Source organism: Bradyrhizobium prioriisuperbiae, assembly GCF_032397745.1.
Lineage (GTDB): Bacteria > Pseudomonadota > Alphaproteobacteria > Rhizobiales > Xanthobacteraceae > Bradyrhizobium_A > Bradyrhizobium_A prioriisuperbiae.
Genome location: NZ_CP135921.1, coordinates 7,133,261 through 7,156,684, shown reverse-complemented (window position 1 = coordinate 7,156,684; position 23,424 = coordinate 7,133,261). Strand labels below are relative to the sequence as shown.

The 23,424-nt window shown below is 63.3% G+C and carries 21 protein-coding genes; 15 read left to right on the top strand and 6 right to left on the bottom strand.

The features are described 5' to 3' along the window. Window positions 1-6 precede the first annotated feature (6 nt). The 3 genes from RS897_RS33540 (at window position 7) to kdsA (ending at window position 2,227) form a co-directional block, all read left to right on the top strand. Window positions 7-873, top strand: coding sequence for a hypothetical protein (locus RS897_RS33540; RefSeq protein ID WP_315832966.1), 867 nt, complete (start codon window positions 7-9; stop codon window positions 871-873). 112 nt (window positions 874-985) lie between these two features. Further along, window positions 986-1,312, top strand: coding sequence for an NIPSNAP family protein (locus RS897_RS33535; protein ID WP_315832965.1), 327 nt, complete (start codon window positions 986-988; stop codon window positions 1,310-1,312). Window positions 1,313-1,378: 66 nt separating this feature from the next. Next, complete coding sequence (gene kdsA, locus RS897_RS33530; protein WP_315832964.1) at window positions 1,379-2,227, top strand: 3-deoxy-8-phosphooctulonate synthase; 849 nt, start codon at window positions 1,379-1,381, stop codon at window positions 2,225-2,227. A gap of 3 nt (window positions 2,228-2,230) precedes the next feature. Here kdsA and queF read toward each other — a convergent pair whose 3' ends face one another. Continuing rightward, complete coding sequence (gene queF, locus RS897_RS33525; protein WP_315832963.1) at window positions 2,231-2,692, bottom strand: preQ(1) synthase; 462 nt, start codon at window positions 2,690-2,692, stop codon at window positions 2,231-2,233. A gap of 145 nt (window positions 2,693-2,837) precedes the next feature. On the opposite strand from queF, the gene eno reads away from it, so the two are divergent. From eno to RS897_RS33470, 11 genes are all read left to right on the top strand, one after another. Beyond that, window positions 2,838-4,136 carry a phosphopyruvate hydratase gene (eno, locus tag RS897_RS33520; RefSeq protein WP_315832962.1) on the top strand — a complete coding sequence of 433 codons (1,299 nt, stop codon included), beginning with the start codon at window positions 2,838-2,840 and terminating at the stop codon, window positions 4,134-4,136. Between the two features lie 116 nt (window positions 4,137-4,252). Continuing rightward, entirely contained in the window at window positions 4,253-5,056 is an 804-nt protein-coding gene (locus tag RS897_RS33515) for a hypothetical protein (RefSeq protein WP_315832961.1), read from the top strand. Between the two features lie 151 nt (window positions 5,057-5,207). Then, on the top strand, window positions 5,208-5,522 hold the full coding sequence (locus RS897_RS33510) for an FtsB family cell division protein (RefSeq protein WP_315832960.1): 315 nt from the start codon (window positions 5,208-5,210) through the stop codon (window positions 5,520-5,522). 209 nt (window positions 5,523-5,731) lie between these two features. Continuing rightward, window positions 5,732-6,754 (top strand): pyruvate dehydrogenase (acetyl-transferring) E1 component subunit alpha, encoded by a 1,023-nt coding sequence (gene pdhA / locus RS897_RS33505; RefSeq protein ID WP_315832959.1) that lies wholly within the window; start codon window positions 5,732-5,734, stop codon window positions 6,752-6,754. 16 nt (window positions 6,755-6,770) lie between these two features. Next, window positions 6,771-8,168, top strand: a complete 1,398-nt coding sequence (locus RS897_RS33500) for a pyruvate dehydrogenase complex E1 component subunit beta (RefSeq protein WP_315832958.1) — start codon at window positions 6,771-6,773, stop codon at window positions 8,166-8,168. A gap of 17 nt (window positions 8,169-8,185) precedes the next feature. Next, window positions 8,186-9,535 (top strand): pyruvate dehydrogenase complex dihydrolipoamide acetyltransferase, encoded by a 1,350-nt coding sequence (locus RS897_RS33495; protein ID WP_315832957.1) that lies wholly within the window; start codon window positions 8,186-8,188, stop codon window positions 9,533-9,535. A 60-nt stretch (window positions 9,536-9,595) separates the two neighbouring features. Continuing rightward, window positions 9,596-11,017, top strand: coding sequence for a dihydrolipoyl dehydrogenase (gene lpdA, locus RS897_RS33490; protein ID WP_315832956.1), 1,422 nt, complete (start codon window positions 9,596-9,598; stop codon window positions 11,015-11,017). A gap of 388 nt (window positions 11,018-11,405) precedes the next feature. Beyond that, complete coding sequence (locus RS897_RS33485) at window positions 11,406-11,651, top strand: hypothetical protein (RefSeq protein ID WP_315832955.1); 246 nt, start codon at window positions 11,406-11,408, stop codon at window positions 11,649-11,651. Window positions 11,652-11,822: 171 nt separating this feature from the next. Next, entirely contained in the window at window positions 11,823-12,095 is a 273-nt protein-coding gene (locus tag RS897_RS33480) for a GlsB/YeaQ/YmgE family stress response membrane protein (protein ID WP_315832954.1), read from the top strand. A 276-nt stretch (window positions 12,096-12,371) separates the two neighbouring features. After that, a complete protein-coding gene (ilvD, locus tag RS897_RS33475; RefSeq protein ID WP_315832953.1) occupies window positions 12,372-14,096 on the top strand; it encodes a dihydroxy-acid dehydratase in 1,725 nt (574 codons plus the stop codon). After that, a complete protein-coding gene (locus RS897_RS33470; protein ID WP_315832952.1) occupies window positions 14,083-14,886 on the top strand; it encodes a tetratricopeptide repeat protein in 804 nt (267 codons plus the stop codon). Before ilvD ends, RS897_RS33470 begins: the two co-directional genes overlap by 14 nt. A gap of 9 nt (window positions 14,887-14,895) precedes the next feature. Here the strand turns inward: RS897_RS33470 and xth are convergent, their stop codons facing one another. The 5 genes from xth to RS897_RS33445 all read right to left on the bottom strand — a co-directional run bounded on the left by xth (window position 14,896) and on the right by RS897_RS33445 (window position 21,678). Next, window positions 14,896-15,687: an exodeoxyribonuclease III gene (xth, locus tag RS897_RS33465; protein WP_315832951.1), complete on the bottom strand. Its 792-nt coding sequence runs from the start codon at window positions 15,685-15,687 to the stop codon at window positions 14,896-14,898. A 141-nt stretch (window positions 15,688-15,828) separates the two neighbouring features. Then, window positions 15,829-16,923 (bottom strand): S-methyl-5-thioribose-1-phosphate isomerase, encoded by a 1,095-nt coding sequence (gene mtnA / locus RS897_RS33460; protein WP_315832950.1) that lies wholly within the window; start codon window positions 16,921-16,923, stop codon window positions 15,829-15,831. Beyond that, entirely contained in the window at window positions 16,920-18,188 is a 1,269-nt protein-coding gene (mtnK, locus tag RS897_RS33455; RefSeq protein ID WP_315832949.1) for an S-methyl-5-thioribose kinase, read from the bottom strand. The genes mtnA and mtnK overlap by 4 nt, the downstream gene beginning before the upstream one ends. 257 nt (window positions 18,189-18,445) lie before the next feature. Continuing rightward, window positions 18,446-20,500 carry a bifunctional aldolase/short-chain dehydrogenase gene (locus RS897_RS33450; RefSeq protein WP_315832948.1) on the bottom strand — a complete coding sequence of 685 codons (2,055 nt, stop codon included), beginning with the start codon at window positions 20,498-20,500 and terminating at the stop codon, window positions 18,446-18,448. 224 nt (window positions 20,501-20,724) lie between these two features. After that, window positions 20,725-21,678 (bottom strand): sugar-binding transcriptional regulator, encoded by a 954-nt coding sequence (locus RS897_RS33445; protein ID WP_315832947.1) that lies wholly within the window; start codon window positions 21,676-21,678, stop codon window positions 20,725-20,727. Window positions 21,679-22,255: 577 nt separating this feature from the next. Between RS897_RS33445 and RS897_RS33440 the strand changes: the two genes are divergently transcribed. Beyond that, the gene (locus RS897_RS33440; protein ID WP_315832946.1) at window positions 22,256-23,386 is read left to right on the top strand and encodes an efflux RND transporter periplasmic adaptor subunit; all 1,131 of its coding nucleotides are present in this window, start codon (window positions 22,256-22,258) and stop codon (window positions 23,384-23,386) included. Window positions 23,387-23,424 lie beyond the last annotated feature (38 nt).

Sequence of the window (23,424 nt, the reverse complement as noted above, 5' to 3'; positions counted from 1 at the left end):
CGGAGAATGTTCGAATTGCTTCCAGCGCTCGCCAGCTGCCTTGTGTTGCTCGGCGCAGTGCTTGCGATGGTTTCCGTTTGGATTATCCGGCACAGCGATAGAGACAAAAGACGAGATCATCTCGCTCGATCTCTCGTTGCAGCTGGAGTGAGTTTAATCTCGATTGGCGTTGCAGTGTTGATCTATAATTTTACCCTGCGGCGCCAGCAAGATGTGGATGCGTTGGAGCGATTGATGATCGCACAACGTTTCTACTGGGCGACTTTACAGTATGGAACTGTCGCATACCAACTTCGATCGACGCAGTATTATTGCGGCATGGACCCGGATCAAGGTTCCGTGTCAACGAACAGTCATTACGATCGAGGAGCTTGCCGCGAAAGTGCTGAGTTTACTAAGAATACCAGCGCTTTACTTCCGAGAACCGAGTTGATTATGGATCAAGCAGGCAAGAATAGCCATGCTTTCTCCGATTCGGTGAGAATCGCTACGTTTATTATGGATGGCGACATTGCATTGAGAGGGCGTGTTCCAGCCATTATCCAGACAAATCTAGGCGCATACTTGGATCAAAGAAAAAATCCGAATGTACGCGAGAAGTTTCCCAGTGAGTTGCGAGAGCTTCAAGAAAATGCTGAAGCTACAGCGGCCATATTTTGTATCTTTAAAAATGAGATCAAAATTAGCTGGGGCGAATTTGATCGGGTCGTGAAGGAGCTCGAAGCCGGGATATCCGAACCATCGCTTTATCCTGAAGCCGTCCGTGAACGTGCTCAAAAGTCGCCTTTTGCCAAGTCACACTGTGCGAACGTACGCCAAGAGCTTGAGCAGCTACTGCCTGCTACCGGAGGCGGAAATGGCGGCGGGGGCTGAAGTTTAGCCACGATAAGGCATTCATTGATTACTCTTCCATTGACCGGGGAGCCCGCCAGCACGAATAGTGTCGGGGAGGTAAAGCGAACAATCAAATCAGGGAAACAGCCCGATGATGTATGAGATGCGCGTGTATCGTTGTGTGCCGGGACGCCTGCCGGCGCTGCTGAAGCGGTTCGAGACCGTCACGCTGAAGATCTGGGAAAGGCACGGCATCCGTCAGGCCGGCTTCTTCACTACGCTGGTTGGCGAATCCCATCAGGAGCTAACTTACTTCTTGGCATGGGACTCGATGGCTGATCGCGAGAAGAAGTGGGGCGCGTTCATGGCCGATCCGGAATGGATCAGTGCGCGGGCGGAGACTGAGAAAGACGGGCAGATCGTTGGTAATATCGTCAATCAGTTTCTGGCACCGACCGCATTTTCGTCAGTGAAATAAGCCGGCAGGGAACAGGCATTCCGCCAACTCGGTTTGGCGGAGTGCGATCGCAAGAGAGGATATCCCTTGAACGCAAGCGTCACGCCCGCACCCGTCGTCGAGGTCGGCCCGGTCAAGTTCGGCAACGACTTGCCGCTGTCGATTATCGCCGGCCCTTGCGCGCTGGAGAGCCGCGCGCACGCACTCGAAGTCGCGTCCGCGCTGAAGGAGATCGCCGCAAGGCTGAAGATCGGTCTGGTCTACAAGACCTCGTTCGACAAGGCCAACCGCACCAGTGTGTCCGGTGTCCGCGGGATGGGGCTCGAACAGGCGCTGCCGATTTTCGCCGAGATCAAGTCCTCACTCGGGCTGCCGGTGCTGACCGACGTGCATGAAGCGGAGCAGTGCGCCCGTGTGGCGCAAGCGGTCGACGCGCTGCAGATCCCGGCCTTTCTATGCCGGCAGACCGACTTGCTGCTGGCGGCGGCGGCGACCGGCAAGGTCGTCAACGTCAAGAAGGGCCAGTTCCTCGCGCCATGGGACATGGCGAATGTGGTCACCAAATTGACCAGTGGGGGCAACCGCAATGTCATGGTCACCGAGCGCGGCGTCTCGTTCGGCTACAACACGCTGGTGTCCGACATGCGTGCGCTGCCGATCCTGGCCCGCAGCACCGGCGCGCCGGTGATCTTTGATGCGACACATTCGGTGCAGCAGCCGGGCGGCAAGGGCGGCTCAACCGGCGGCGAGCGCGAGTTCGTGCCGGTGCTGGCGCGTGCCGCGGTCGCAGTCGGCGTTGCCGGCGTCTTCATCGAAACCCATCCCGATCCCGACCGCGCCCCCTCGGACGGCCCCAACATGGTGCCGCTCAACGAGTTCGAAGGACTGGTGAAGACGCTGATGGCGTTCGATCAGCTCGCGAAGGGCAAAATCTAGAACTCAGCCCCGGCCACGATAGGGCGCCACGCCCTGGTCCGGCAGCCACAACCCTTTCGGCAGTTTGCCGGTCTGCCAGAACACATCGATCGGGATGCCTCCGCGCGGATACCAGTAGCCGCCGATGCGCAGGTAGCGTGGCTTGATCTCGGCCACCAGCCGCTTGCCGATCGCCACCGTGCAGTCCTCGTGGAATGCGCCGTGGTTGCGGAAGCTGGTCAGATAGAGCTTCAGCGATTTGGATTCGACCAGCCACTGTCCGGGAACAAAATCGATCACGATATGGGCGAAATCCGGCTGCCCGGTGACCGGGCACAGCGAAGTGAATTCCGGCGCCGTGAAGCGGACCAGATAGTCGGAGCCGGCCTGCGGATTGGGAACACGGTCGAGCCGCGCCTCGTCCGGGGACGCCGGGATTTTGGCGTCCTGGCCGAGCTGCAGGGGCGGGGGCGATTTTCTGGGCATAATCAACAATCTCCGTGGCGATCCTGATAGCGAATCCGGGCCGCCGGGTCACCTGTCCAGAGCGTTTGGGTTCGGCCTTTTCCGACCGCGGGGCTTCCTGTAGAAGCACCCCATCTTTTACCCCCGCAGCCATGAAGGGACCTCCATGACCGCCATTATCGACATTATCGGCCGCGAAATCCTCGACAGCCGGGGCAATCCCACCGTGGAAGTCGACGTGGTGTTGGAGGACGGCTCGCTCGGGCGTGCGGCAGTGCCGTCGGGCGCGTCCACCGGCGCCCATGAGGCGGTCGAACTGCGCGACGGCGACAAGGGGCGTTATCTCGGCAAGGGCGTGCAGAAGGCCATCGCCGCCGTGAACGGCGAGATTCTCGAGGCCATCGGCGGCATGGACGCCGAGCAGCAGGTGCTGATTGACGAGACTCTGATCGCCCTCGACGGCACGCCGAACAAGAGCCGGCTCGGCGCCAACGCGATCCTCGGCGTGTCGCTGGCGGTTGCGAAAGCTGCGGCCGAGGCCAGCGACCTGCCGCTCTATCGTTATGTCGGCGGCACTTCGGCGCGCACCCTGCCGGTGCCGATGATGAACATCATCAATGGTGGCGTTCACGCCGACAATCCGATCGATTTCCAGGAATTCATGATCATGCCGGTCGGCGCCAAGAGCTTCGCCGAGGCCCTGCGCTGCGGTTCGGAAATCTTCCACACCCTGAAAGGTGAGCTGAAGAAGGCCGGCCACAACACCAACGTCGGCGACGAGGGCGGTTTCGCGCCGAACCTGCCGTCGGCGGATGCCGCGCTCGAGTTCGTGATGGAGGCCATCGGCAAGGCCGGCTACAAGGCGGGACACGACGTCATGCTGGCGCTGGATTGCGCCTCCACCGAGTTCTTCAAGGACGGCAAGTACGTCTATGGCGGGGAGAACAAAACCCGCAGCCGCTCCGAGCAGGCGAAGTATCTGGCAGACTTGGTGGCGCGCTACCCGATCGTTTCGATCGAGGACGGTATGTCCGAAGACGACATGGACGGTTGGAAGGAACTGACCGACCTGGTCGGCAGCAAGTGCCAGCTGGTCGGCGACGACCTGTTCGTGACCAACGTGACCCGGCTCGCCGACGGCATCAAGAACGGCCGCGCCAATTCCATCCTGATCAAGGTCAACCAGATCGGCACCCTGACGGAGACGCTGGCGGCGGTCGAGATGGCCTACAAGGCCGCCTATACAGCGGTGATGTCGCATCGTTCCGGCGAGACCGAGGATTCCACCATCGCTGATCTCGCCGTCGCCACCGGCTGCGGACAGATCAAGACCGGGTCGCTGGCGCGCTCCGACCGCACCTCGAAATACAACCAGCTGCTGCGCATCGAGCAGGAACTGGGAACCCAGGCGCGTTATGGCGGCCTTGCGGCGATCAAGGGGGCGGAAGCCCGGGTCAAGGGCTGAACCCGGGTTGTTAGCTAGATCGTTTCTTGGTGTCGGTGGCGGTATCAGCTGGTATAAATCGCCCCGACTGAATTGACCGGTCGGCGTCCGCGCCGGCCCAACCACGGTGGAATATCATGGATCAGACGGCCGTCCCTGACTTGGCTGACCGTATCGGCAGCACCAAGGCTCTGATCGACTACGTCGCCGGATCGATCGACAAGGCGACCTTTGTCGAGAAGCCGTTCTATCATCTGGAATTCGATCACGTCTTCCCGGAGAACGTCTATTCCGCGATGCTGGCGGCGATGCCGAACGCGACGGACTATCGTCCGATGCACGGCCGCAGCCGCGCCCAGGATCTCACCGACGGCACCCACACCCGGGTGAAGATCGATCTGTTTCCCGAATACATTCGCCATTTGCCGCGCGACAAACTCACGGTCTGGAGCGTGGTCGGCGCCACGTTGTGCTCGGAGCCGGTGAAGGACGCTTTCCGGCGCAAGCTCGCGCCGGGCCTGGAAAAGCGTTTCGGCAAGGGTTTCGCCTCGGTCGGAATGTATCCGATCCCGATCCTGACCCGGGACATTCCCGGCTACAGCATCCCGCCGCATACCGACACGCGCTGGAAGGGCATTACCGTCCAGCTCTATCTGCCGAGCGACAACGCCAACACCGACATCGGCACCATTTTCCACGACGTGCTGCCGGATGGCAGCAAGCCGAAGACCGCGCAGATGAAGTTCGCCCGCAACTCGGGCTATGCCTTCGCGGTGGGGACGGACACTTGGCATTCCGCCGATCCCGTCCACAACCGCGTCAAGACCCGCGACAGCATCCTGCTGACCTATTTCGTCGATGCCGGACCGCTCAAGGTGCTGCGCAACCGCGGCAAGCGTTTTGGCAACTTCCTGCTCAACGAGGTCCGCAGCCGGACCTGAGGGATGACAGGCGGGGTGACGGCGGGCCGGGCCTGCCGGTGACTTTGCCGCTGACATTGATGTGATCATACCGAGGGTGTGATCACAGGTTTTCGATCAGCCGACGCGCGCGGTTCATAAAGCCTTAACTAGGCCGTTGCATCGTGCGGATATGGTTTCCCGCACCCGCCTCAAAGCGATCATGACCGGGCTCGCCCTCTATACGATGGCGGCGGCGATGATCGCGTATTTCGGCGTCAACGCCTACACCGGCAAGTACGGCCTGACGGCGCGGGTCGAACTCGATCAGGAAATCATCGCACTCACCAACGAGCTTGCGCGCCTGAAAAAGGAGCGCGCGGATGCCGAGCAGCGGGTCTCGCTGCTGCGCTCCGATCGCGTCGATCCCGACATGTTGGACGAGCGTGCGCGTTTTCAGCTCGACTACGTCCACCCGCGCGATCTCGTGCGCATCGTCGCGCACTGAGTTTTCTTGTTTTAGATTTCAAGTTTTTTAAATTTCAAAAAGCGGGCCGGTTGCTTGCGCAAAGTTTCGCTGGTTTCGCTGCAGTGCGAGATGATGGCGGTTTTGACGCCACATCATGCGGCATCAAACCTCGATGCAAACCTTCCACCCCGGTTTGAGTTAAGGTAGAGAGGTCGCTCCACTCTCATCTTCTCTCACCCGGATTAATCATGGCCGCTGCCAAGAAAAGCGTCGCTCAGGAGGCGGGGAACGGTGCCCGCTCGATCTCAGACATCAAGTTCACCAAAGAGCAGGAGTTGAGCGCGCTGCGCGAGATGCTGCTGATCCGGCGGTTCGAGGAAAAAGCCGGCCAGCTTTATGGCATGGGAGCGATCGGCGGGTTCTGCCACCTCTATATCGGCCAGGAAGCGGTCGTTGTCGGCATGCAGATGGCGCTGAAGTACGGCGACCAGGTGATCACCGGCTACCGTGATCACGGTCATATGCTGGCTTGCGGCATGGACGCCAAGGGCGTGATGGCGGAATTGACCGGACGCCGCGGCGGCTATTCGAAGGGCAAGGGCGGCTCCATGCACATGTTCAGCAAGGAGAAGCATTTCTACGGCGGCCACGGCATCGTCGGCGCCCAGGTGTCGCTCGGCACCGGTCTCGCCTTCGCCAATCGCTATCGCGGCAACGACAATGTCAGCGTGGCGTATTTCGGCGACGGCGCCGCCAACCAGGGCCAGGTCTACGAAAGCTTCAACATGGCCGAGCTGTGGAAGCTGCCGGTGATCTATGTGATCGAGAACAACCGCTACGCCATGGGCACCTCGGTGTCGCGCTCCTCGGCGCAGCAGGATTTCTCCAAGCGCGGCGTGTCGTTCAACATCCCGGGCGAGCAGGTCGACGGCATGGACGTCCGCGCGGTCAAGGCCGCAGGTGAGGCGGCCGTCGCCTGGTGCCGCGAGGGCAAGGGTCCCTTCATCCTCGAGATGCAGACCTATCGTTATCGCGGCCACTCGATGTCCGATCCGGCGAAGTATCGCACCCGCGAGGAAGTCGAGAAGGTCCGCCACGATCAGGATCCGATCGAGCAGGTCCGCAACCGCCTGCTGGAAATGAAAGTCAGCGAGCAGGATCTGAAGGTGATCGACGCCGAGGTGCGCGAGATCGTCAACGCCGCCGCCGACTTCGCGCAGAGCGATCCGGAGCCGGATGCGTCCGAGCTCTACACCGACATCTACCGCTGAGAGTTCTGGAGCACCCATGCCAATTCAAGTTCTGATGCCCGCGCTCTCGCCGACCATGGAGAAGGGCAACCTCTCCAAATGGCTGAAGAAGGAAGGCGAAACCATCAAGTCCGGTGACGTCATCGCCGAGATCGAAACCGACAAAGCCACGATGGAAGTCGAGGCCACCGACGAGGGCACCCTCGGCAAGATTTTGATTCCCGAAGGCACCGCCGATGTGGCGGTGAACACTCCGATCGCCATGATCCTGGGCGAAGGCGAGAGTGCCTCGGACCTCGGCAAGGCGGAGGCCGCTGCGCCGGCGCCCAAGGGAGCTGAAAAACCGGCCGAGGCTAAGGCTGAAGCTCCGGCCCCGGCGGCCGACAAGCCGGCATCCGCGCCGGCAGCTGCTGTTACGGTCGCGCCCGATCCGGATATCCCGGCCGGCACCGAGATGGTGACCATGACCGTGCGCGAAGCGCTGCGCGATGCCATGGCCGAGGAAATGCGCCGCGATGGCGACGTATTCGTGATGGGTGAAGAGGTCGCCGAGTATCAGGGCGCCTACAAGATCACCCAGGGCCTGCTGCAGGAGTTCGGCGACCGGCGGGTGATCGACACCCCGATCACCGAGCACGGCTTTGCCGGCGTCGGTGTCGGCGCGGCGTTTGCCGGGCTGAAGCCGATCGTCGAGTTCATGACCTTCAACTTCGCCATGCAGGCGATGGACCAGATCATCAACTCCGCCGCCAAGACGCTGTACATGTCCGGTGGCCAGATGACCTGCTCGATCGTGTTCCGTGGCCCCAACGGCGCCGCGGCCCGCGTCGCCGCCCAGCACAGCCAGGACTATTCGGCCTGGTTCTCCAACATTCCCGGCCTCAAGGTGGTTTCGCCATATTCGGCTGCGGACGCCAAGGGACTGTTGAAAGCAGCGATCCGCGATCCCAATCCGGTGATCTTCCTGGAAAACGAAATCCTCTACGGCCACACCGGCGAGGTGCCCAAGCTCGACGACTATGTGCTGCCGATCGGCAAGGCGCGGATCGCGCGGGCTGGCCAGCACGTCACCATCATCTCCTGGTCGCACGGCATGACCTACGCGCTGAAGGCTGCCGATGAACTCGCAAAGGAGGGCATCGAGGCCGAGGTGATCGATCTGCGTACGCTGCGTCCGCTCGACACCGACACGCTGGTCGCCTCCGTCAAGAAGACCGGACGCGCCGTCACGGTGGAAGAGGGCTGGGCGCAGTCCGGCGTCGGTGCTGAGATCGCTGCGCGGCTGATGGAGCACGCGTTCGATTATCTCGACGCTCCGGTGGCCCGGGTCTCCGGCAAAGATGTGCCGATGCCATATGCGAACAATCTCGAAAAGCTGGCGCTGCCGTCGGTGGCCGATGTCGTCGCCGCGGCCAAGGCCGTTAGTTACCGCTGAAAGAGCAGGGCTTCCCAATGCCGATCAATATTCTGATGCCTGCTCTTTCCCCGACCATGGAAAAGGGCAATCTCGCCAAGTGGCTCAAGAAAGAGGGCGACAAGGTCAAGTCCGGCGACGTTATCGCCGAGATCGAGACCGACAAGGCGACGATGGAAGTCGAAGCCGTGGACGAAGGCACCATTGCGAAAATCCTGGTGCCGGAAGGCACCGCGGATGTGCCGGTCAACGACGTGATCGCAGTGCTTGCGAGCGAAGGCGAGGACGTCAAGTCCGCGGCCTCCGCATCGGCTGCGCCGGCGCTTGCGAAGGCAGAAGCGCCGAAGGCTGAATCGCCGAAAGCGGAGGCTCCGAAAGCTGCCCCCGCCGAAGCGCCGAAACCGGCTCCCGCACCTGCACCTCAGGCGGCGGCCGCGTCCGCACCTGGCCAGCGGGTGTTCTCGTCGCCGCTGGCACGCCGGCTCGCCAAGGAGTCCGGCCTCGATTTGTCGCGGGTGACCGGCAGCGGTCCGCACGGCCGTGTGGTCGCGCGCGATGTCGAGAGCGCCAAATCCGGTCAGGGCCTCAAGCCGGCCGCTGCGGCAGCACCTGCCGCCGCCGGCGTGTCGGCGCCGCCACCGGCGGGGCCGACGGATCAGCAGATCCGCGCGCTGTTTGCTGAAGGCAGCTATGAGGTCGTGCCCCACGACAACATGCGCAAGGTCATCGCCCAGCGCCTGACCGCGGCCAAGCGCGACATCCCGCATTACTACCTCACCACCGACTGCGACATAGGCAAGCTCTTGGCGGCGCGCGAGGAGATCAATGCGGCGGCACCGAAGGACAAGGACGGCAAGCCGGCCTACAAGATCTCGGTCAACGACTTCGTCATCAAGGCGCTTGCAGTGGCGCTGCAGCGTGTGCCCGATGCCAACGTAACCTTCACCGAGAGCGCGATGCTCAAGCACAAGGTCTCCGACATCAGCGTCGCCGTCTCGATCCCGAGCGGACTGATCACGCCAGTGATCCGCAACGCCCACCTCAAGCCGGTGTCGGTGATCTCGGCCGAGATGAAGGACTTCGCCGCCCGCGCCCGCGCCCGCAAACTGAAGCCCGAAGAGTATCAGGGCGGCACCACGGCGGTGTCCAATCTCGGCATGTACGGCATCAAGGACTTCACCGCGGTGATCAATCCACCGCAGTCGTCCATTCTCGCCGTTGGTGCCGGCGAGGAGCGGGCGGTGGTCCGCAACGGCAAGATCGAGATCGCCAACATCATGAGCGTGACGCTGTCGTGCGATCACCGTGCCATGGACGGTGCGCTCGGCGCCCAGCTGGTCAGCGCGTTCCGCGGTCTGATCGAAAACCCGATCATGATGGTGGTGTGATCTCTCACACCACTCTCGTCGCTTTCGCCTCCCAAATCTTTTCAGACAGAGATCCATGCAATGGCTGATACATCCTTCGACGTCGTCATCATCGGCTCGGGGCCAGGTGGTTATGTCGCGGCCATTCGCGCGGCCCAGCTCGGTTTCAAGACGGCGATTGTCGAGAAGCAGTATCTCGGCGGCATCTGCCTGAACTGGGGCTGCATCCCGACCAAGGCGCTGCTGCGCTCGGCTGAAATCTATCATTACATGCAGCACGCCAAGGATTACGGCCTCTCCGCCGACAACATCTCCTATGATCCAAAGGCGGTGGTGCAGCGCTCCCGCGGCGTTGCCGCGCGCATGAACAACGGCATCAGCTTCCTGATGAAGAAGAACAAGATCTCCGTGATCTGGGGCGAAGCGTCGATCGACGCGCCCGGCAAATTCACGGTGAAGGCGTCGGGTGTCGAGGCGCCGAAGGGCGCGCTGGGCGCCGGCAGCTATCAGGCCAAGCACATCATCCTGGCCACCGGCGCGCGGCCGCGGGTCCTGCCGGGGCTGGAGCCGGACAAGAAACTGGTCTGGACCTACTTCGAGGCGATGGTGCCGGAGAAGATGCCGAAGTCGCTGCTGGTGGTCGGCTCCGGCGCGATCGGCATCGAGTTCGCCTCGTTCTTCCGCACCATGGGCGCGGAGGTGACGGTGGTCGAGGTGCTGCCGCAGGTCTTGCCGGTGGAGGATGCCGAGATTGCCGCGTTCGCGCGCAAGGCGTTCGAGAAGCAGGGCATCAAGATCCTCAGCGGCACCAAGGTGACCAGGCTCGACAAGAAGAGCGACAGCGTGGTGGCGACGCTGGACGACGGCAAGGGCAAGCCGCAGACCGTCGAGGTCGACCGGGTGATCTCCGCCGTCGGCGTGGTCGGCAACATCGAAGGCCTCGGGCTGGAAAAACTCGGCGTCAAGACCGATCGCGGCTGCGTGGTGATCGACGGTTATGGCAAGACCAACGTGCCCGGCATCTACGCCATCGGCGACGTCGCCGGCCCGCCGATGCTGGCGCACAAGGCCGAGCATGAAGGCGTGATCTGCGTCGAGGCCATCAAGGGCCTGCATCCGCACGCCATGGACAAGCAGCTCATTCCCGGCTGCACGTATTGCCATCCGCAGGTTGCCTCGGTCGGCCTGACCGAAGCCAAGGCCAAGGAAAGCGGCCGCGAAATCCGCGTCGGCCGTTTCCCGTTCATCGGCAACGGCAAGGCGGTTGCGCTCGGCGAGGATCAGGGTCTGGTCAAGGTCATCTTCGACAAGAAGACGGGTCAATTGCTCGGCGCCCACATGGTCGGCGCCGAAGTCACCGAATTGATCCAGGGTTATGTGGTCGCCATGAATCTGGAGACCACCGAGGAAGAGCTGATGCACACGGTCTTCCCGCATCCGACGCTGTCGGAGATGATGAAGGAAGCCGTGCTGGATGCCTACGGCCGCGTGCTGAACATGTGATGCGCGAGGCGGATGAGCATCGTGTCATCTGCCTGCGAAGCAATCACGCCAGTTTCGAATTCCGACTTGCTGTCTCCCGTGTTGACCGGAAGGTGATGGAAGAATACGCCAGTCGCGCGCATCGTCGCCCTCGTGAGCGGTGCTCCATCGCAAAGCCTGTAGCGGGCCTCTTGGTGTCGCGTGCTGAATATTCAGCCACCGGAATTTTCTGACTAACAAATCATCGGCCTTCATCACGTTTGCGTAACCCTGCGTCGCTGCGCGGCTTGTCGCAGGTGACGGCAAACGATCGCGACCTATCTCCGCAGGGAGCACGCAGCGCATTTGGCGCGTGCGGTTCGACCAGAGACCATCACGCATGTGCGAGATGGGAAGCCGGAGATCAATCATGAAAAGCAAAATACTTTTAGCCCTTGGGGCGGCTGCGATGGTGGCCGTGACAGCGCAAACCGCAGGTGCGACGGAAAACCGCGATCCGCATAAGCTCACGCGTCATCATGTATCGCGCAGCGCCGCCGTGTCGGACGCGCGTGCGCGCGCCGCCTACGACGAATGGCGTCCCGCCGCGCCGCGTGCGGCGCTTGACGAGGCGGCGCGCTATCGCAATACGAGCCCGATGCCGGCGGGACACTGATCCACCTGATCCGTCAATGTGGATCGCAACGGCCGGCCCGCACAGCCGGCCGTTTTATTTTGCGGTGTATTTCGGCGCGGCCGCCGGCGGATCGGCTGTCGACTCGCGCCGGCTGCGTTACTCTTTGAGTCGGCCAACTCTTCAGGCAGCAGTCTTTTTGGGGGACATCGCATGAACGAAGCGCAAGCCTTTCTCAGCCAGCCGGGCGTCGGGTTTTTCACCATGATCCTGATCGGCGCGATCGCCGGATGGATCGCGGAGCGGGCGACCTCGTCCAACCACGGTATCCTGACCAACATCCTGGTCGGCGTGGCCGGCGCCTTTGTCGGTGCCAAGCTGGCGGAAATCGCCCAGGTGCCGGTGTTCGGCTTCTGGCGCACGCTGATTTCGGCATCGGTCGGCGCCATCATCATTCTCTTTGCCTGGCGCGCCCTGCGTCGCTGAACCTTTCAACGCGGCCGCCGACGTAACCTGAGAAAGCCGCGGAGGGGTGGCGTACAGGGTTGCTCGGCGGCAACGGTTGTTGCGTGTGTGCAACACTGATTGAACATTTAACCTTGGGCCGAGCTAGCCCTTGTGTCCGCCGCGATTTAGCCACACCCCTCCATGACTCCGTAAGTGCAGGCCAGATGCCGCAATAACAACCAGCACTGTGGAACATCCTTCCAGTAAGGGATCACCACGGGGATTGGGCGGGATGGTCGGGGAGACAGGCGTGGGATGGACGCGAAGACCGACATCAAGAGCCGGCTGCCAAGCCGTCATGTGACCGAGGGCCCGGAACGGGCGCCGCACCGGTCCTATCTCTACGCCATGGGCCTGACCACGGCCCAGATCCGCCAGCCGTTTGTCGGCGTTGCCTCCTGCTGGAATGAAGCCGCCCCCTGCAACATCTCGCTGATGCGCCAGGCGCAGGCGGTGAAGAAGGGCGTGTCCGCCGCCGGTGGCACCCCGCGTGAATTCTGCACCATCACCGTCACCGACGGCATCGCCATGGGCCATGACGGCATGCGTTCGTCGCTGCCGTCGCGCGAATGCATCGCCGATTCGGTCGAGCTGACCATCCGCGGCCATTCCTATGACGCCCTGGTCGGGCTCGCCGGCTGCGACAAGTCGCTGCCGGGCATGATGATGGCCATGGTCCGGCTCAACGTGCCGTCGATCTTCATCTATGGCGGCTCAATCCTGCCCGGCAATTTCCGGGGCCAGCAGGTGACGGTTCAGGACATGTTCGAGGCGGTTGGCAAGCACTCGGTCGGCCAGATGTCGGACGAGGACCTCGACGAGCTCGAGCGGGTGGCCTGTCCGTCGGCCGGGGCCTGTGGCGCCCAGTTCACCGCCAACACCATGGCGACCGTCTCCGAAGCCATCGGCCTGGCCCTGCCGTATTCGGCCGGCGCGCCGGCGCCTTATGAAATCCGCGATTCCTTCTGCATGGCCGCCGGCGAGCAGGTGCTGCAGCTGATCAAGGCCAATATCCGCCCCCGCGACATCGTTACCCTCAAGGCGCTGGAGAACGCCGCCGCCGTGGTCGCTGCCTCCGGTGGGTCGACCAATGCCGCCTTGCATTTGCCGGCGATCGCCCACGAGGCCGGCATCAAGTTCGACCTGTTTGACGTGGCCGAAATCTTCAAAAAGACACCATATGTCGCGGATTTGAAGCCGGGCGGCCGTTATGTCGCCAAAGACATGTTCGAAGCTGGTGGCATACCGCTTCTGATGAAAACATTGCTCGATCACGGCCATCTTCACGGCGACTGCCTGACCGTCACCGGCCGGACCATTGCCGAGAATTTGAAAACCGTGAAATGGAATCCGCATCAAGATGTGGTCCGTCCGGCGGACAAGCCGATCACCGTGACCGGTGGCGTTGTCGGGCTGAAGGGAAATCTCGCTCCAGAAGGGGCGATTGTTAAAGTCGCGGGCATGTCCAACCTGAAGTTCACTGGACCCGCCCGCTGCTTTGACCGCGAAGAGGACGCGTTCGAGGCGGTGAAAAAGAAGACGTACAGGGAAGGTGAGGTCATCGTCATTCGCTATGAGGGGCCGCGAGGCGGTCCCGGCATGCGCGAAATGTTGTCGACCACCGCCGCGCTGACCGGGCAGGGCATGGGCGGCAAGATCGCCCTGATCACCGATGGCCGGTTCTCTGGCGCGACCCGCGGCTTCTGCATCGGCCATGTCGGGCCGGAAGCCGCTGTGGGCGGCCCGATCGCCTTGCTTCGCGACGGCGATATCATTGAAATCGATGCCGACGTCGGCACCCTGAATGTCAGGCTGTCGGACGCGGAATTGGCACAGCGCAAGGCGGCCTGGCAGCCGCGCGAGACCAATCATACATCGGGAGCCCTTTGGAAATACGCCCAGCAGGTGGGATCGGCCGTCGGCGGCGCAGTCACGCACCCCGGCGGGGCCCACGAGAAACAGCAATATGCGGATATCTGACCATATCGCCATCGGCCTGGTAGTCGGTGTTTTCGCGGCGCCCGCGTTTGCCTTCGAGGGCACGGCCGTCACCGGCGCGGATGCCGCACTCCCGGTGGTCTCTGCCACGCCGAACGCGGCTGCGGCCCTGAAGAAAGCCATTCCGCCCACGTCGGCGCTGACGTCGCTGCAGTACGCCGCCGAAGGCGGCCATCCGGTGGCCCAGTGGAAGCTCGGCCAGATGTACGCCAACGGCGACGGCGTCACCCAGGACAACCTGCGGGCGTTCGATTACTTCAGCAAGATCGCCAACGCCCACGCCGAAGATAATCCGTCGGCGCCACAGGCCTCCATCGTCGCCAACGCCTTTGTGGCGCTCGGCCGCTATTATCTGGACGGCATTCCCAACACCCGGGTGAAGTCCGATCCCGAGCGCGCGCGGGAGATGTTCTCCTACGCGGCGTCCTACTTCGGCAACGCCGAGGCCCAGTACAATCTGGCGCGGCTCTATCTCGACGGCGTCGGCATCCCGCGCGATCCGAAGTACGGGGTGCGCTGGCTTGGCCTCGCGGCCCAGAAGGGCCAGCACCAGGCCCAGGCCCTGCTGGGGCAGATGCTGTTCAACGGCGTCAACCTGCAGCGCCAGGCGGCGCGCGGCCTGATGTGGCTGACGCTCGCCCGCGACAGCGCAGCCACCGACGAGACCTGGATCAAGGAAAGCTACAACGCGGCGCTGTCCAAGGCCTCCGAGAACGACCGCGCCATGGCCCTGCAGATGCTCGAGCGCTGGGTCCAGGGCCGCCGGGACTGAGCCGAAGCCTCAGGCCGCTTCCAGATCGAGGTCGATCCACACGGGCACGTGGTCTGACGGCTTGTCCCAGCCGCGGGTGTGTTTGTCGATTCCGACCGCAGTCAGGTGGTCGCTGGCCTGCGGCGACAGCAGCAGGTGGTCGATCCGGATGCCGTTGTTCTTCTGCCAGGCACCGGCCTGGTAATCCCAGAACGTATACTGTCCGGGCTCGTCGCTGACCGCGCGCAGCGCGTCGGTGAGTCCAAGATCCAGCAGCGCCTGGAAGCGCTCCCGTGTGGTCGGCAGGAACAGCGCGTCGTTGGCCCAGGCGGCCGGGTTGTGCACGTCACCCGGCTGCGGAATGACATTGTAATCCCCTGCAAGAACGAACTTCTCTTCCGCTTTAAGATGCTTCTTCGAATACTCAAGAAGCCGCGACATCCATTTGAGTTTATAGGGGTATTTTTCCGTGTCGACGGGGTTCCCATTGGGCAGATAGAGGCAGCCGACCCGCAAGGTCCCGCCCTTCACCGACACGACGCCCTCCAGAAAGCGGGCGTGCACATCCTCCGGATCGCCGGCCAGTCCGGGGGTGGTTTCATCGAACGGCAGCTTTGAGAGCAGCGCCACGCCATTGAAGGTCTTCTGGCCGTGGGTGACCACATTGTAGCCCAGCGCCTCGATCGGCTCGCGCGGGAACGCCTCGTCCTGGCACTTGATCTCCTGCAGGCAGACGATGTCCGGCGAGGTCTCCTTCAACCAGGTCACCAGATGGTCGATCCGCTGGCGGATGGAGTTCACGTTCCAGGTGGCTATGCGCATGGGGGTCCAACGTCAGCGGGCTAGTCGTGCGTTCGGGGACGGCTTTTATACCGCATCGGCCGCGCGGTTGGCGCGGCGTTACCCACGTTCCCCACACATTCCGCAGCAAGAGATTGCCGCTGGAAACGACCCCCCGGCGCCTCAGACGGCCCGGTCCGGGAACAGTGCGCGCAGGCCCTCGGTCGAGGCCTTGGCCACGCCCCGTTCGGTGATCAGACCAGTGACGAGGCGGGCGGGGGTGACATCGAAGGCCGGGTTGCCCGCGGGCGAGGTGTCCGGCGAGATCCGCACCTGGGTGATTTCGCCCGACGCGGTCTTGCCCCAGACCAGCGACACCTCGTCGGCCGAGCGTTCCTCGATCGGGATGGTCATTCCGTCGGAGATGGTCCAGTCGATGGTCGGCGAGGGCAGCGCCACATAAAACGGCACGCCGTTGTCGTGGGCAGCCAGCGCCTTGAGGTAGGTTCCGATCTTGTTGCAGACGTCGCCATTGGCCGTGACGCGGTCGGTGCCGACAATCACCAGGTCGACCGCGCCGCGCTGCATCAGATGGCCGCCGGCATTGTCCACGATCAGAGTGTGCGGCACACCGTGGCCGGCCATTTCCCAGGCCGTGAGCTGGGCGCCCTGGTTGCGCGGGCGGGTCTCGTCCACATAGACGTGGACCGGGATGCCCTGTTCGACGGCGAGATAAATCGGCGCCGTCGCCGTGCCGTAATCCACGGTGGCGAGCCAGCCGGCGTTGCAGTGAGTCAAAATGTTCACGGGCTCGCCCGGCGCCTTGCGGCTGGCGATCTCGCGGATCAAAGCGAGGCCGTTCTCACCGATCTCACGGTTCAGCATCACGTCCTCGTCGGCGATGCCGGCGGCCAGCCGATAGGCCGCGGCGGCGCGCTCCGGGGCCGGCAACGGCCGCAACGCGGAGCGCATCGCGTCCAGCGCCCAGCGCAGATTGATGGCGGTGGGGCGGGTGGCATGGAGCTTGTCCCAGGCGGCATCCAGCGCGCGCTCGGAGGGATCGCTCCGCATCTGGATGGCGACGCCGTAGGCGGCGGTGACACCGATCAGCGGGGCGCCGCGCACCCACATGTCGCGGATGGCGGTGGCGACCTCGTCCACGGTTGTCAGTGTCGCGATGCGGAAATCGTGCGGCAGCCAGCGCTGGTCGATGATGTCGATGGAACGACCGTCGGCATTCAGCCAGATGGTGCGGAAATGACGGTCGGCGACTTTCACAAACGGTTCTCCCGGTCGATCAGCGCGACCAGCGCGTTGACCTCGTCGATGCTGTGGAGATGGCGGCGGTTGACCGCGATATGGCGGCCGAACCTGAGCGCCGGCGTCTCGCAGGCGGCGCGCAAATCGGCATCCTCGATGGTCTCGAACTCGGCATTGTGGGCGAGGCCGAGGATGCGGCGGTGGATTTCGACCCCGGCGAAGCCGAGCAGGTCTTCCCACACACGGTGCAGGAAGGTGTCCAGCGCCTGCTCGGCGCCAAGCGGGTCGCCGGCGTCCTCGAACAGGCTGCGCGCATACAGCATGCCGTTGCGCTCAGAGCGCCAGAGCCGGGCGAACTCGCAACGGAACACCGACCATGTCGTGGTGGTGGTGCGCAAGAGATAAGCGCGCATCGAGTCCCGCGAGCCGTCTTGCTCATGGCCTCCTTGCGAGAAATACGACATCCAGTAATTGGCCAGCAGCATGCCGATGTCGAAGGCGATCGGTCCGTAGAACGCAAACTCCGGATCGATGACTTTGGTTTCCTCGTCGGTCACCATGATGGAGCCGGTGTGCAGGTCGCCGTGCAGCAGCGTCTCGGCATTGGCCGTGAACAGATGCTTCATGCGCTGGGCCTCGACCTTGAGGTCGCGGTCGGCGCGCAGGCTCGCCACCAGGGCATCGAGTTGCGGCGAGGTGTGGCGGTTGCGCGGCGCCTCGAAATAAGGATCGGTGAACACCAGGCTTTCGGTGATGTCGCAGAGGTCGACATTGTCGGCGAACAGCGCGAGGTCCGCTTTGCGCGTCGCCGCGCTCATATGCAGGTCGGAGCCGCGAAACAGCGTGCGCGCGGTGAACAGGCCCAGATCCTCGGCGATGCGCGGCAGCTCGCGGCCCATGATCAGCGCCTTGCGCAGGATGATGTGCGGCGAGAGGTACTCCATCACAATCAGCGCCTGCGCCTGGTCGAAATGCAGGATCTCGGGCACCGAGCCCGGCGAGCGGGCCGCCTGGCGCGTCAGCGCGTGATATTCGAAGAACGAGCGTTTCAGCGGCAGCGGCCAGCTGTCGCCGACCAGGCGCACATAGGGCAGCGCCTGCTTCACCACCACGGAGCCGTTTGATCCCTGGACGATGAACACGAGGTTGAGATTGCCGTCGCCGACCTCGCGCACGCTCCATGATGAGGCGTTCGCGCCGATGCGCTGCGTCAACGCGGTGATGCTGCCCAGCCGCGCGGGCAGTGTGTCCGGCGTGAGCGGTTCGAACGCAGTTGTCGTCACGTTGGCCTCCCGGGTCGCCGAAACCTTCGACTCGCTGATGTCATCAGGCGGAGCGGGCCTCGTGCTGTGTCTTTGTCAGCGCAAACGCTTCGCGTTTGTCGCGAGGGCGCATGATTGTCTCGCGAAACCTGTCCGCACATCCGGCTCACGCTTTTCCGGAGGGTTCATGACATCGAAACGCTAGAGATTGCTCTGGCAATTGTCAAATTTATTGACATTTGATGAAGTGCTGCCCAGGGGGAGCTATTGACCGCACCCTACCTCAGCGCCGCCGCAATATTCCCGCCGTCCACCGTGGTCACATCGCCCGTCGTGCGCTCCGCCAGCGCATGATGCAAAAATGCCTGCGCCACATGGTCGGCGGTGACTTCCAGGCCCAGCAGATTGCCGGACATGTAGTCCTTTTCCGACAGGCTGCGCGCCTTGCTGCGGTTGGCGATCATCTCGTCGGTGAGAAGCCCTGAGCGGATGCGGTCGGCGTTGACGGCGTTGGCGCGGATGCCGAGGGGGCCGTATTCCAGGGCGTACTGGCGCGACAGGAACAGCGTTGCGGCTTTGGGCAGGCCGTAGGCGCCGAATTTCGGGCCCGGGTTCACCGCCTGCTTGGAGGTGTTGAACAGCAAGACGCCGCCGGTGCCTTGTTGTTTGAAGATCCGCACGGCGTTTTGTGCCGCGTTCTGGTGGGCGAAGAAGTTGAGCTCGAAGCTCTTGCGCAGCAGCGCATCGTCGATCTCGCCGATGCCGCCTTCCCAGGCGGCGCCGGCGTTGGACACCAAAATATCCAAACCGCCGTAGTGCGCCACAGCGCGGTCGAACGCGACACGCAGCGCCGCCGGGTCCGTGATGTCACAACCGATCCCAATGGAATCGTTGCCGGTGGCTTTCGCCACGGCGGCCGCCTTGTCGACGTCGAGATCCACCACCACCACATGCGCGCCATTGGTCGCGAACAGTTTGGCTGTGGCGGCACCGATGGCGCCGGCGCCGCCGGTGATCAGGGCCACCTGGCCGGTCAGCGGCTTCGGCTTGTTGGCGGCGAGTTTGGCCTGCTCCAGCGACCAGTATTCCAGTTCGAACAGCTCCGGATGCGTCAGCGGTTTGAAACTGCCGATCGCCTCGGCGCCGCGCACTGCCTCGATCCACATCTCGCCGATGTCGGAGGCAATCCGCGCGTCCTTGAGCGTGCGGCCGTGGCCGAACATCCCGAGTCCGGGCACCAGTGTCAGGCGCGGCATCGGGTCGAGCATGGTGCGCTTGATATCGTCGCGGGCGTTATTGGCTTGGAAATAGGCCGTGTAGTCGTGCACGAAGCGGCCCACATGCTCGCGGATCACCGCAGGCCATGTCTCCAACTGGTCGGCGTCGGGGGCGGGCAGCACCATCGGACCTGTTTTGATGCGGATCGACAGATCCGGCGTGGAGACGCCGATCCTGGCCAACTCCGCCAGCCGCGGCGAATTGAGGAACGCGATAATCTCCGGCGACGTGCGGAAGTCGCTGACCATCCGGTCGAAGCGGCCTTCGCCGTGATGGACGGCGACCGCGCCGCGCAGCGCGGATGTGAAATCCGCCGCAGTCGCGATCCGCTTCGGCAACACCACCGATTGCGGCGCCGGTTTGCCGTGTTTGGCGACGTAATCCTCCGCCAGCGTCACATAATGGATCATGCGGTCATAGGCATCGCGCGCGGTGTCGCCGAAGGTGAAGATGCCGTGCTTGTCCAGGATCAGGCCTTCCACCGCCGGATTGGCGTCATAGATATCGGCCGCGGCCTTGGCGAGATCGAAGCCCGGCTTGATGTAGGGCACGAAACCCATCTTGGGACCAAACACCTCGCGGCTCAGCGCCTCGCTGTTGATTTGGTCGACGATCGCCAGGATCGCGGTGGAGTGGGTGTGGTCGACGAAGGTGTGCGGCAGGAAGGCATGCAGCAGGGTTTCGACCGACGGGTTGGGCGAGGAGGGATCGATCAGGTTGGCGCGCTGCAGCGCCACCATGTCCTCGTCGGACAGGCTGTTGAGCTTGCGCGCTTTGAGCAGCGCGTCGAGCTTGACCGCCGGCAGGCCCGGCGGCTCGATCACCGCCATGTCCCAGCCGCTGCCCTTGACGCACAGCACATCCCAGCTGTCGCCGACCAGGTCAGTGACTTTCATCTTCACCGATGTGTTGCCGCCGCCATGCAGCACCAGCCGCGGATCGCCGCCTAGCAGGCGGGTGGTGTAGACGCGCAACGCGAGCTGGCGGTCGATGTTGCGCTTGGCGTAGTCGGCAATGAGCGTTTCGGCGGTGGTGTCGTTCCAGAGGTTTTTCATGTTCGTTCGTCTTGCTGGTGTTTGGCTGGGCGGAATGTCGGGGTGTAAAAGCTCAGAGACTTCGGTGTCATGGTTTCAAGAGGCGAAGTCATTTCACCCACATTGTCATCACCGGGCTTGTCCCGGTGATCCCGCTTAGGAGGGCAGTGCGTCCCTAAGCGGGGTTGCCGGGACAAGCCCGGCAACGACAAAGAAAACGGATAACGCGATCGAACGTCATCTCCTCACGCTCTCGCCTTGCCGGCATCATCAACCAGCCGTCGCGCCATCCATGCCGTGGTCACCAGATGCGAACAGAGACCGCCGGCCAGCGCGGCCTTCAGCGGCGCGAGCTTGACGTCCTCCTGCACCACCATCAGGCGTTTGCGGATGGCGCGGATGGAGCCGAGATCGGCGGAAATCACCCGGCGGTTGTAGCTGCAGTCCAGCGCTTGTCCCGACGCGTCGATGATCTGTCCCGCAATGACACCGGCGGCGCCGGATTTCGCCAGCGCGCGCATCGCCTTCGGCGCCAGCGCGCCGCAGGTCACCACATGGCTGTCTTCGTCCACGGTGCCGACCGAATGGAGCGCGAGGCTGCATTCGCTGATACTGGCGAGCTGCTGGCGGATCACCGGCTCCTCGCGCAACCGGTCGGCCAGCTCTTCCGAGCTCAGCACCAGCGGCGCATAGAAATTGAGCCCCTTGGCGTTGAGCCGGCGGGCGATTTCCATGGTGCACTGGTCGGGACGGTAATCGTAAGGCGCGCCGAGATTGCCGCAGAGCTGCACGACCGTGACATCCTGCAGGTCCGCGTAGGACATCACATCCGCAATGGCATAGACGGTGCGGCCCCAGGCGATGCCGATATGGTCGCCGCGCTGCACCTGTTCCACGAACACCGCGGCGGCCACTTGCGGCACATCGGCCTTGTCGCCCGTGGGTTCAGCATGTGGAACCACCCAGGCGCCGTCGAGGGCGTAGGCGTCTTCCAGTTCGCGGGCCAGCACGTCCTCAGCGAACAGCTGTGTCGATGCGGAGATGTTGACGATGCCGCTCTCGCGCGCCTTGCGCAGATACATCGCGACCGACGCGCGCGAGATGTTGAGCTTTGCGGCGACCTCGTCCTGGCGAAGGCCGTGGGTGTAATAAAGCCACGCGGCCTTGTGAATGATCTGTTCCGCCAGCCGGATCGGCATGTCCACGCCCTCTGGCTTCGACAATAGTCACGACGATTGACAAAAGTCAAACGGGGGTGGGGCGCCCTTCCTTTGTCGTTGCCGGGCTGGAGGGAATGCAGCGCAGCAATCAACCAGATAGTTACTGCACGGAACTTAGCACCGTCATCCTGAGGTGCCCGCGAAGCGGGCCTCGAAGGATGCACGGCCGAATCCTCTCAAGAATTGGCCCGTCGTCCTTCGAGGCTCGCCTTCGGCTCGCACCTCAGGATGACGGGTCCTGAGGTCGTAGCGTCGCACCCCGCATTCCCTTGCGCCAGCATGGCGCGCTGGTAACGACGTCTGCGGTATTTTTACAAGATCACAGCTGTCTGGCGTACCACGAATGGCGGGATTGTGATAAGCCGGGCACCGGTTACCGTGGGGCGAGGCCGCGATTTCGGCCGATAAGAACGATATAATCAAGCGAGATAATAAGAAGACGCGAGACGGGACGATAAGCGGGACGACAAAAACGGCTTCTGAAAGAAGCGCGCGTGGGGGAGGTACCGGTCCATCCGAGGGAAGGTTTGGCCGGCACATAAAAGAAAAACGGGTAATGAAGACACGTCATCTGCTGATTGCGGCGGGGTTGCTGGTTGCCATCGGTTTCGGCGCTTACCAGACCAAGCCATCCTGGTTCACGCGCGGTGATGCCGCGCAGGCCCCGGTCCGCGCGCGAACGGTGTCGGTCGAAGTCGCAAAGGCCGAGCGCAAGCCGGTTCCCGTCGACGTCGATTCCATCGGAACCGTGACCCCGATTTCCAGCGTGGCGCTGAAGTCGCGGCTGGAAACCACCATCACATCGGTGCACTTCGAAGACGGCGCCCGGGTCAAGGAGGGCGACCTGCTGTTCACCCTGGACGGCCGCCAGCTCGACGCCCAGATCGCCCAGGCCGAAGCGACGCTCGCCCGGGATCAGTCCCAGCTCGCCGGAGCCGAGCGTGACCTGCGCCGCTACACCGAGCTGATCGGCAAGGGCGCCACCACCCAGGTCAATGTCGACAACACCAAGACCCAGGTCGACACCCTGAAGGGGACCATCCTGGCCGACGAGGCGGCACTCGAAAATCTCAGGGTCCAGAAGACCTTCACCCTGATCAAGGCGCCGATCGCGGGCCGGATCAGCGCCGCCATGGTCAAGGTCGGCAATTTCGTGCGGCCGGCGGACCTGACGCCGCTCGCCACTATCAACCAGATGGTGCCGGTGTATGTGACCTTCGCCATTCCCCAGCGCGTGCTCGCCGAGCTGCGCGACGCCATGAAGGCGGACGGCTCCTCCGTCGTCGCCACCATCCCCGGCAGCAAGCGCTCGGAGACCGGCAAGATCGCCATGGTGGAAAACACCGTCGATGCGACCACCGGCATGATCACCGTGCGCGGCATCATGGAGAACGCCACCGAGACGCTGTGGCCGGGCACGCTGGTGTCGACCCGGCTGACCGTGCGCACCGAACATGCGGTCGTGGTGCCTTCGGTGGCCGTGCAGCGCAGCCAGACCGGCAACTTCGTGTTCGTGATCGCGGATGGCACCGCCCATGTCCAGCCGGTGACGGTGCTGCGCACCTCGCAGGGCCTCTCGGTGGTCGAGACCGGCCTCAAGGGCGACGAGCAGGTGGTGATCGACGGGCAGTTGCTGCTGTCTGAGGGCACCAAGGTCGAGGTCCGCACGCGCAAGGCGGGAGCGTAGGGCATGACGATTAAAGTAATCCGTCATCCTGAGGTGCC

Excerpts from the sequence above, each read along its gene's own strand:
- RS897_RS33450 (WP_315832948.1), bottom strand. The coding sequence starts at position 20,500 with ATGAAAAACCTCTGGAACGACACCACCGCCGAAACGCTCATTGCCGAC.
- eno (WP_315832962.1), top strand. The coding sequence starts at position 2,838 with ATGACCGCCATTATCGACATTATCGGCCGCGAAATCCTCGACAGCCGG.
- RS897_RS33540 (WP_315832966.1), top strand. The coding sequence starts at position 7 with ATGTTCGAATTGCTTCCAGCGCTCGCCAGCTGCCTTGTGTTGCTCGGC.
- queF (WP_315832963.1), bottom strand. The coding sequence starts at position 2,692 with ATGCCCAGAAAATCGCCCCCGCCCCTGCAGCTCGGCCAGGACGCCAAA.
- RS897_RS33500 (WP_315832958.1), top strand. The coding sequence starts at position 6,771 with ATGCCAATTCAAGTTCTGATGCCCGCGCTCTCGCCGACCATGGAGAAG.
- xth (WP_315832951.1), bottom strand. The coding sequence starts at position 15,687 with ATGCGCATAGCCACCTGGAACGTGAACTCCATCCGCCAGCGGATCGAC.
- RS897_RS33480 (WP_315832954.1), top strand. The coding sequence starts at position 11,823 with ATGAACGAAGCGCAAGCCTTTCTCAGCCAGCCGGGCGTCGGGTTTTTC.
- ilvD (WP_315832953.1), top strand. The coding sequence starts at position 12,372 with ATGGACGCGAAGACCGACATCAAGAGCCGGCTGCCAAGCCGTCATGTG.
- lpdA (WP_315832956.1), top strand. The coding sequence starts at position 9,596 with ATGGCTGATACATCCTTCGACGTCGTCATCATCGGCTCGGGGCCAGGT.
- RS897_RS33510 (WP_315832960.1), top strand. The coding sequence starts at position 5,208 with ATGGTTTCCCGCACCCGCCTCAAAGCGATCATGACCGGGCTCGCCCTC.
- RS897_RS33485 (WP_315832955.1), top strand. The coding sequence starts at position 11,406 with ATGAAAAGCAAAATACTTTTAGCCCTTGGGGCGGCTGCGATGGTGGCC.
- RS897_RS33515 (WP_315832961.1), top strand. The coding sequence starts at position 4,253 with ATGGATCAGACGGCCGTCCCTGACTTGGCTGACCGTATCGGCAGCACC.
- RS897_RS33470 (WP_315832952.1), top strand. The coding sequence starts at position 14,083 with ATGCGGATATCTGACCATATCGCCATCGGCCTGGTAGTCGGTGTTTTC.
- pdhA (WP_315832959.1), top strand. The coding sequence starts at position 5,732 with ATGGCCGCTGCCAAGAAAAGCGTCGCTCAGGAGGCGGGGAACGGTGCC.
- RS897_RS33445 (WP_315832947.1), bottom strand. The coding sequence starts at position 21,678 with ATGCCGATCCGGCTGGCGGAACAGATCATTCACAAGGCCGCGTGGCTT.
- RS897_RS33495 (WP_315832957.1), top strand. The coding sequence starts at position 8,186 with ATGCCGATCAATATTCTGATGCCTGCTCTTTCCCCGACCATGGAAAAG.
- RS897_RS33535 (WP_315832965.1), top strand. The coding sequence starts at position 986 with ATGATGTATGAGATGCGCGTGTATCGTTGTGTGCCGGGACGCCTGCCG.
- RS897_RS33440 (WP_315832946.1), top strand. The coding sequence starts at position 22,256 with ATGAAGACACGTCATCTGCTGATTGCGGCGGGGTTGCTGGTTGCCATC.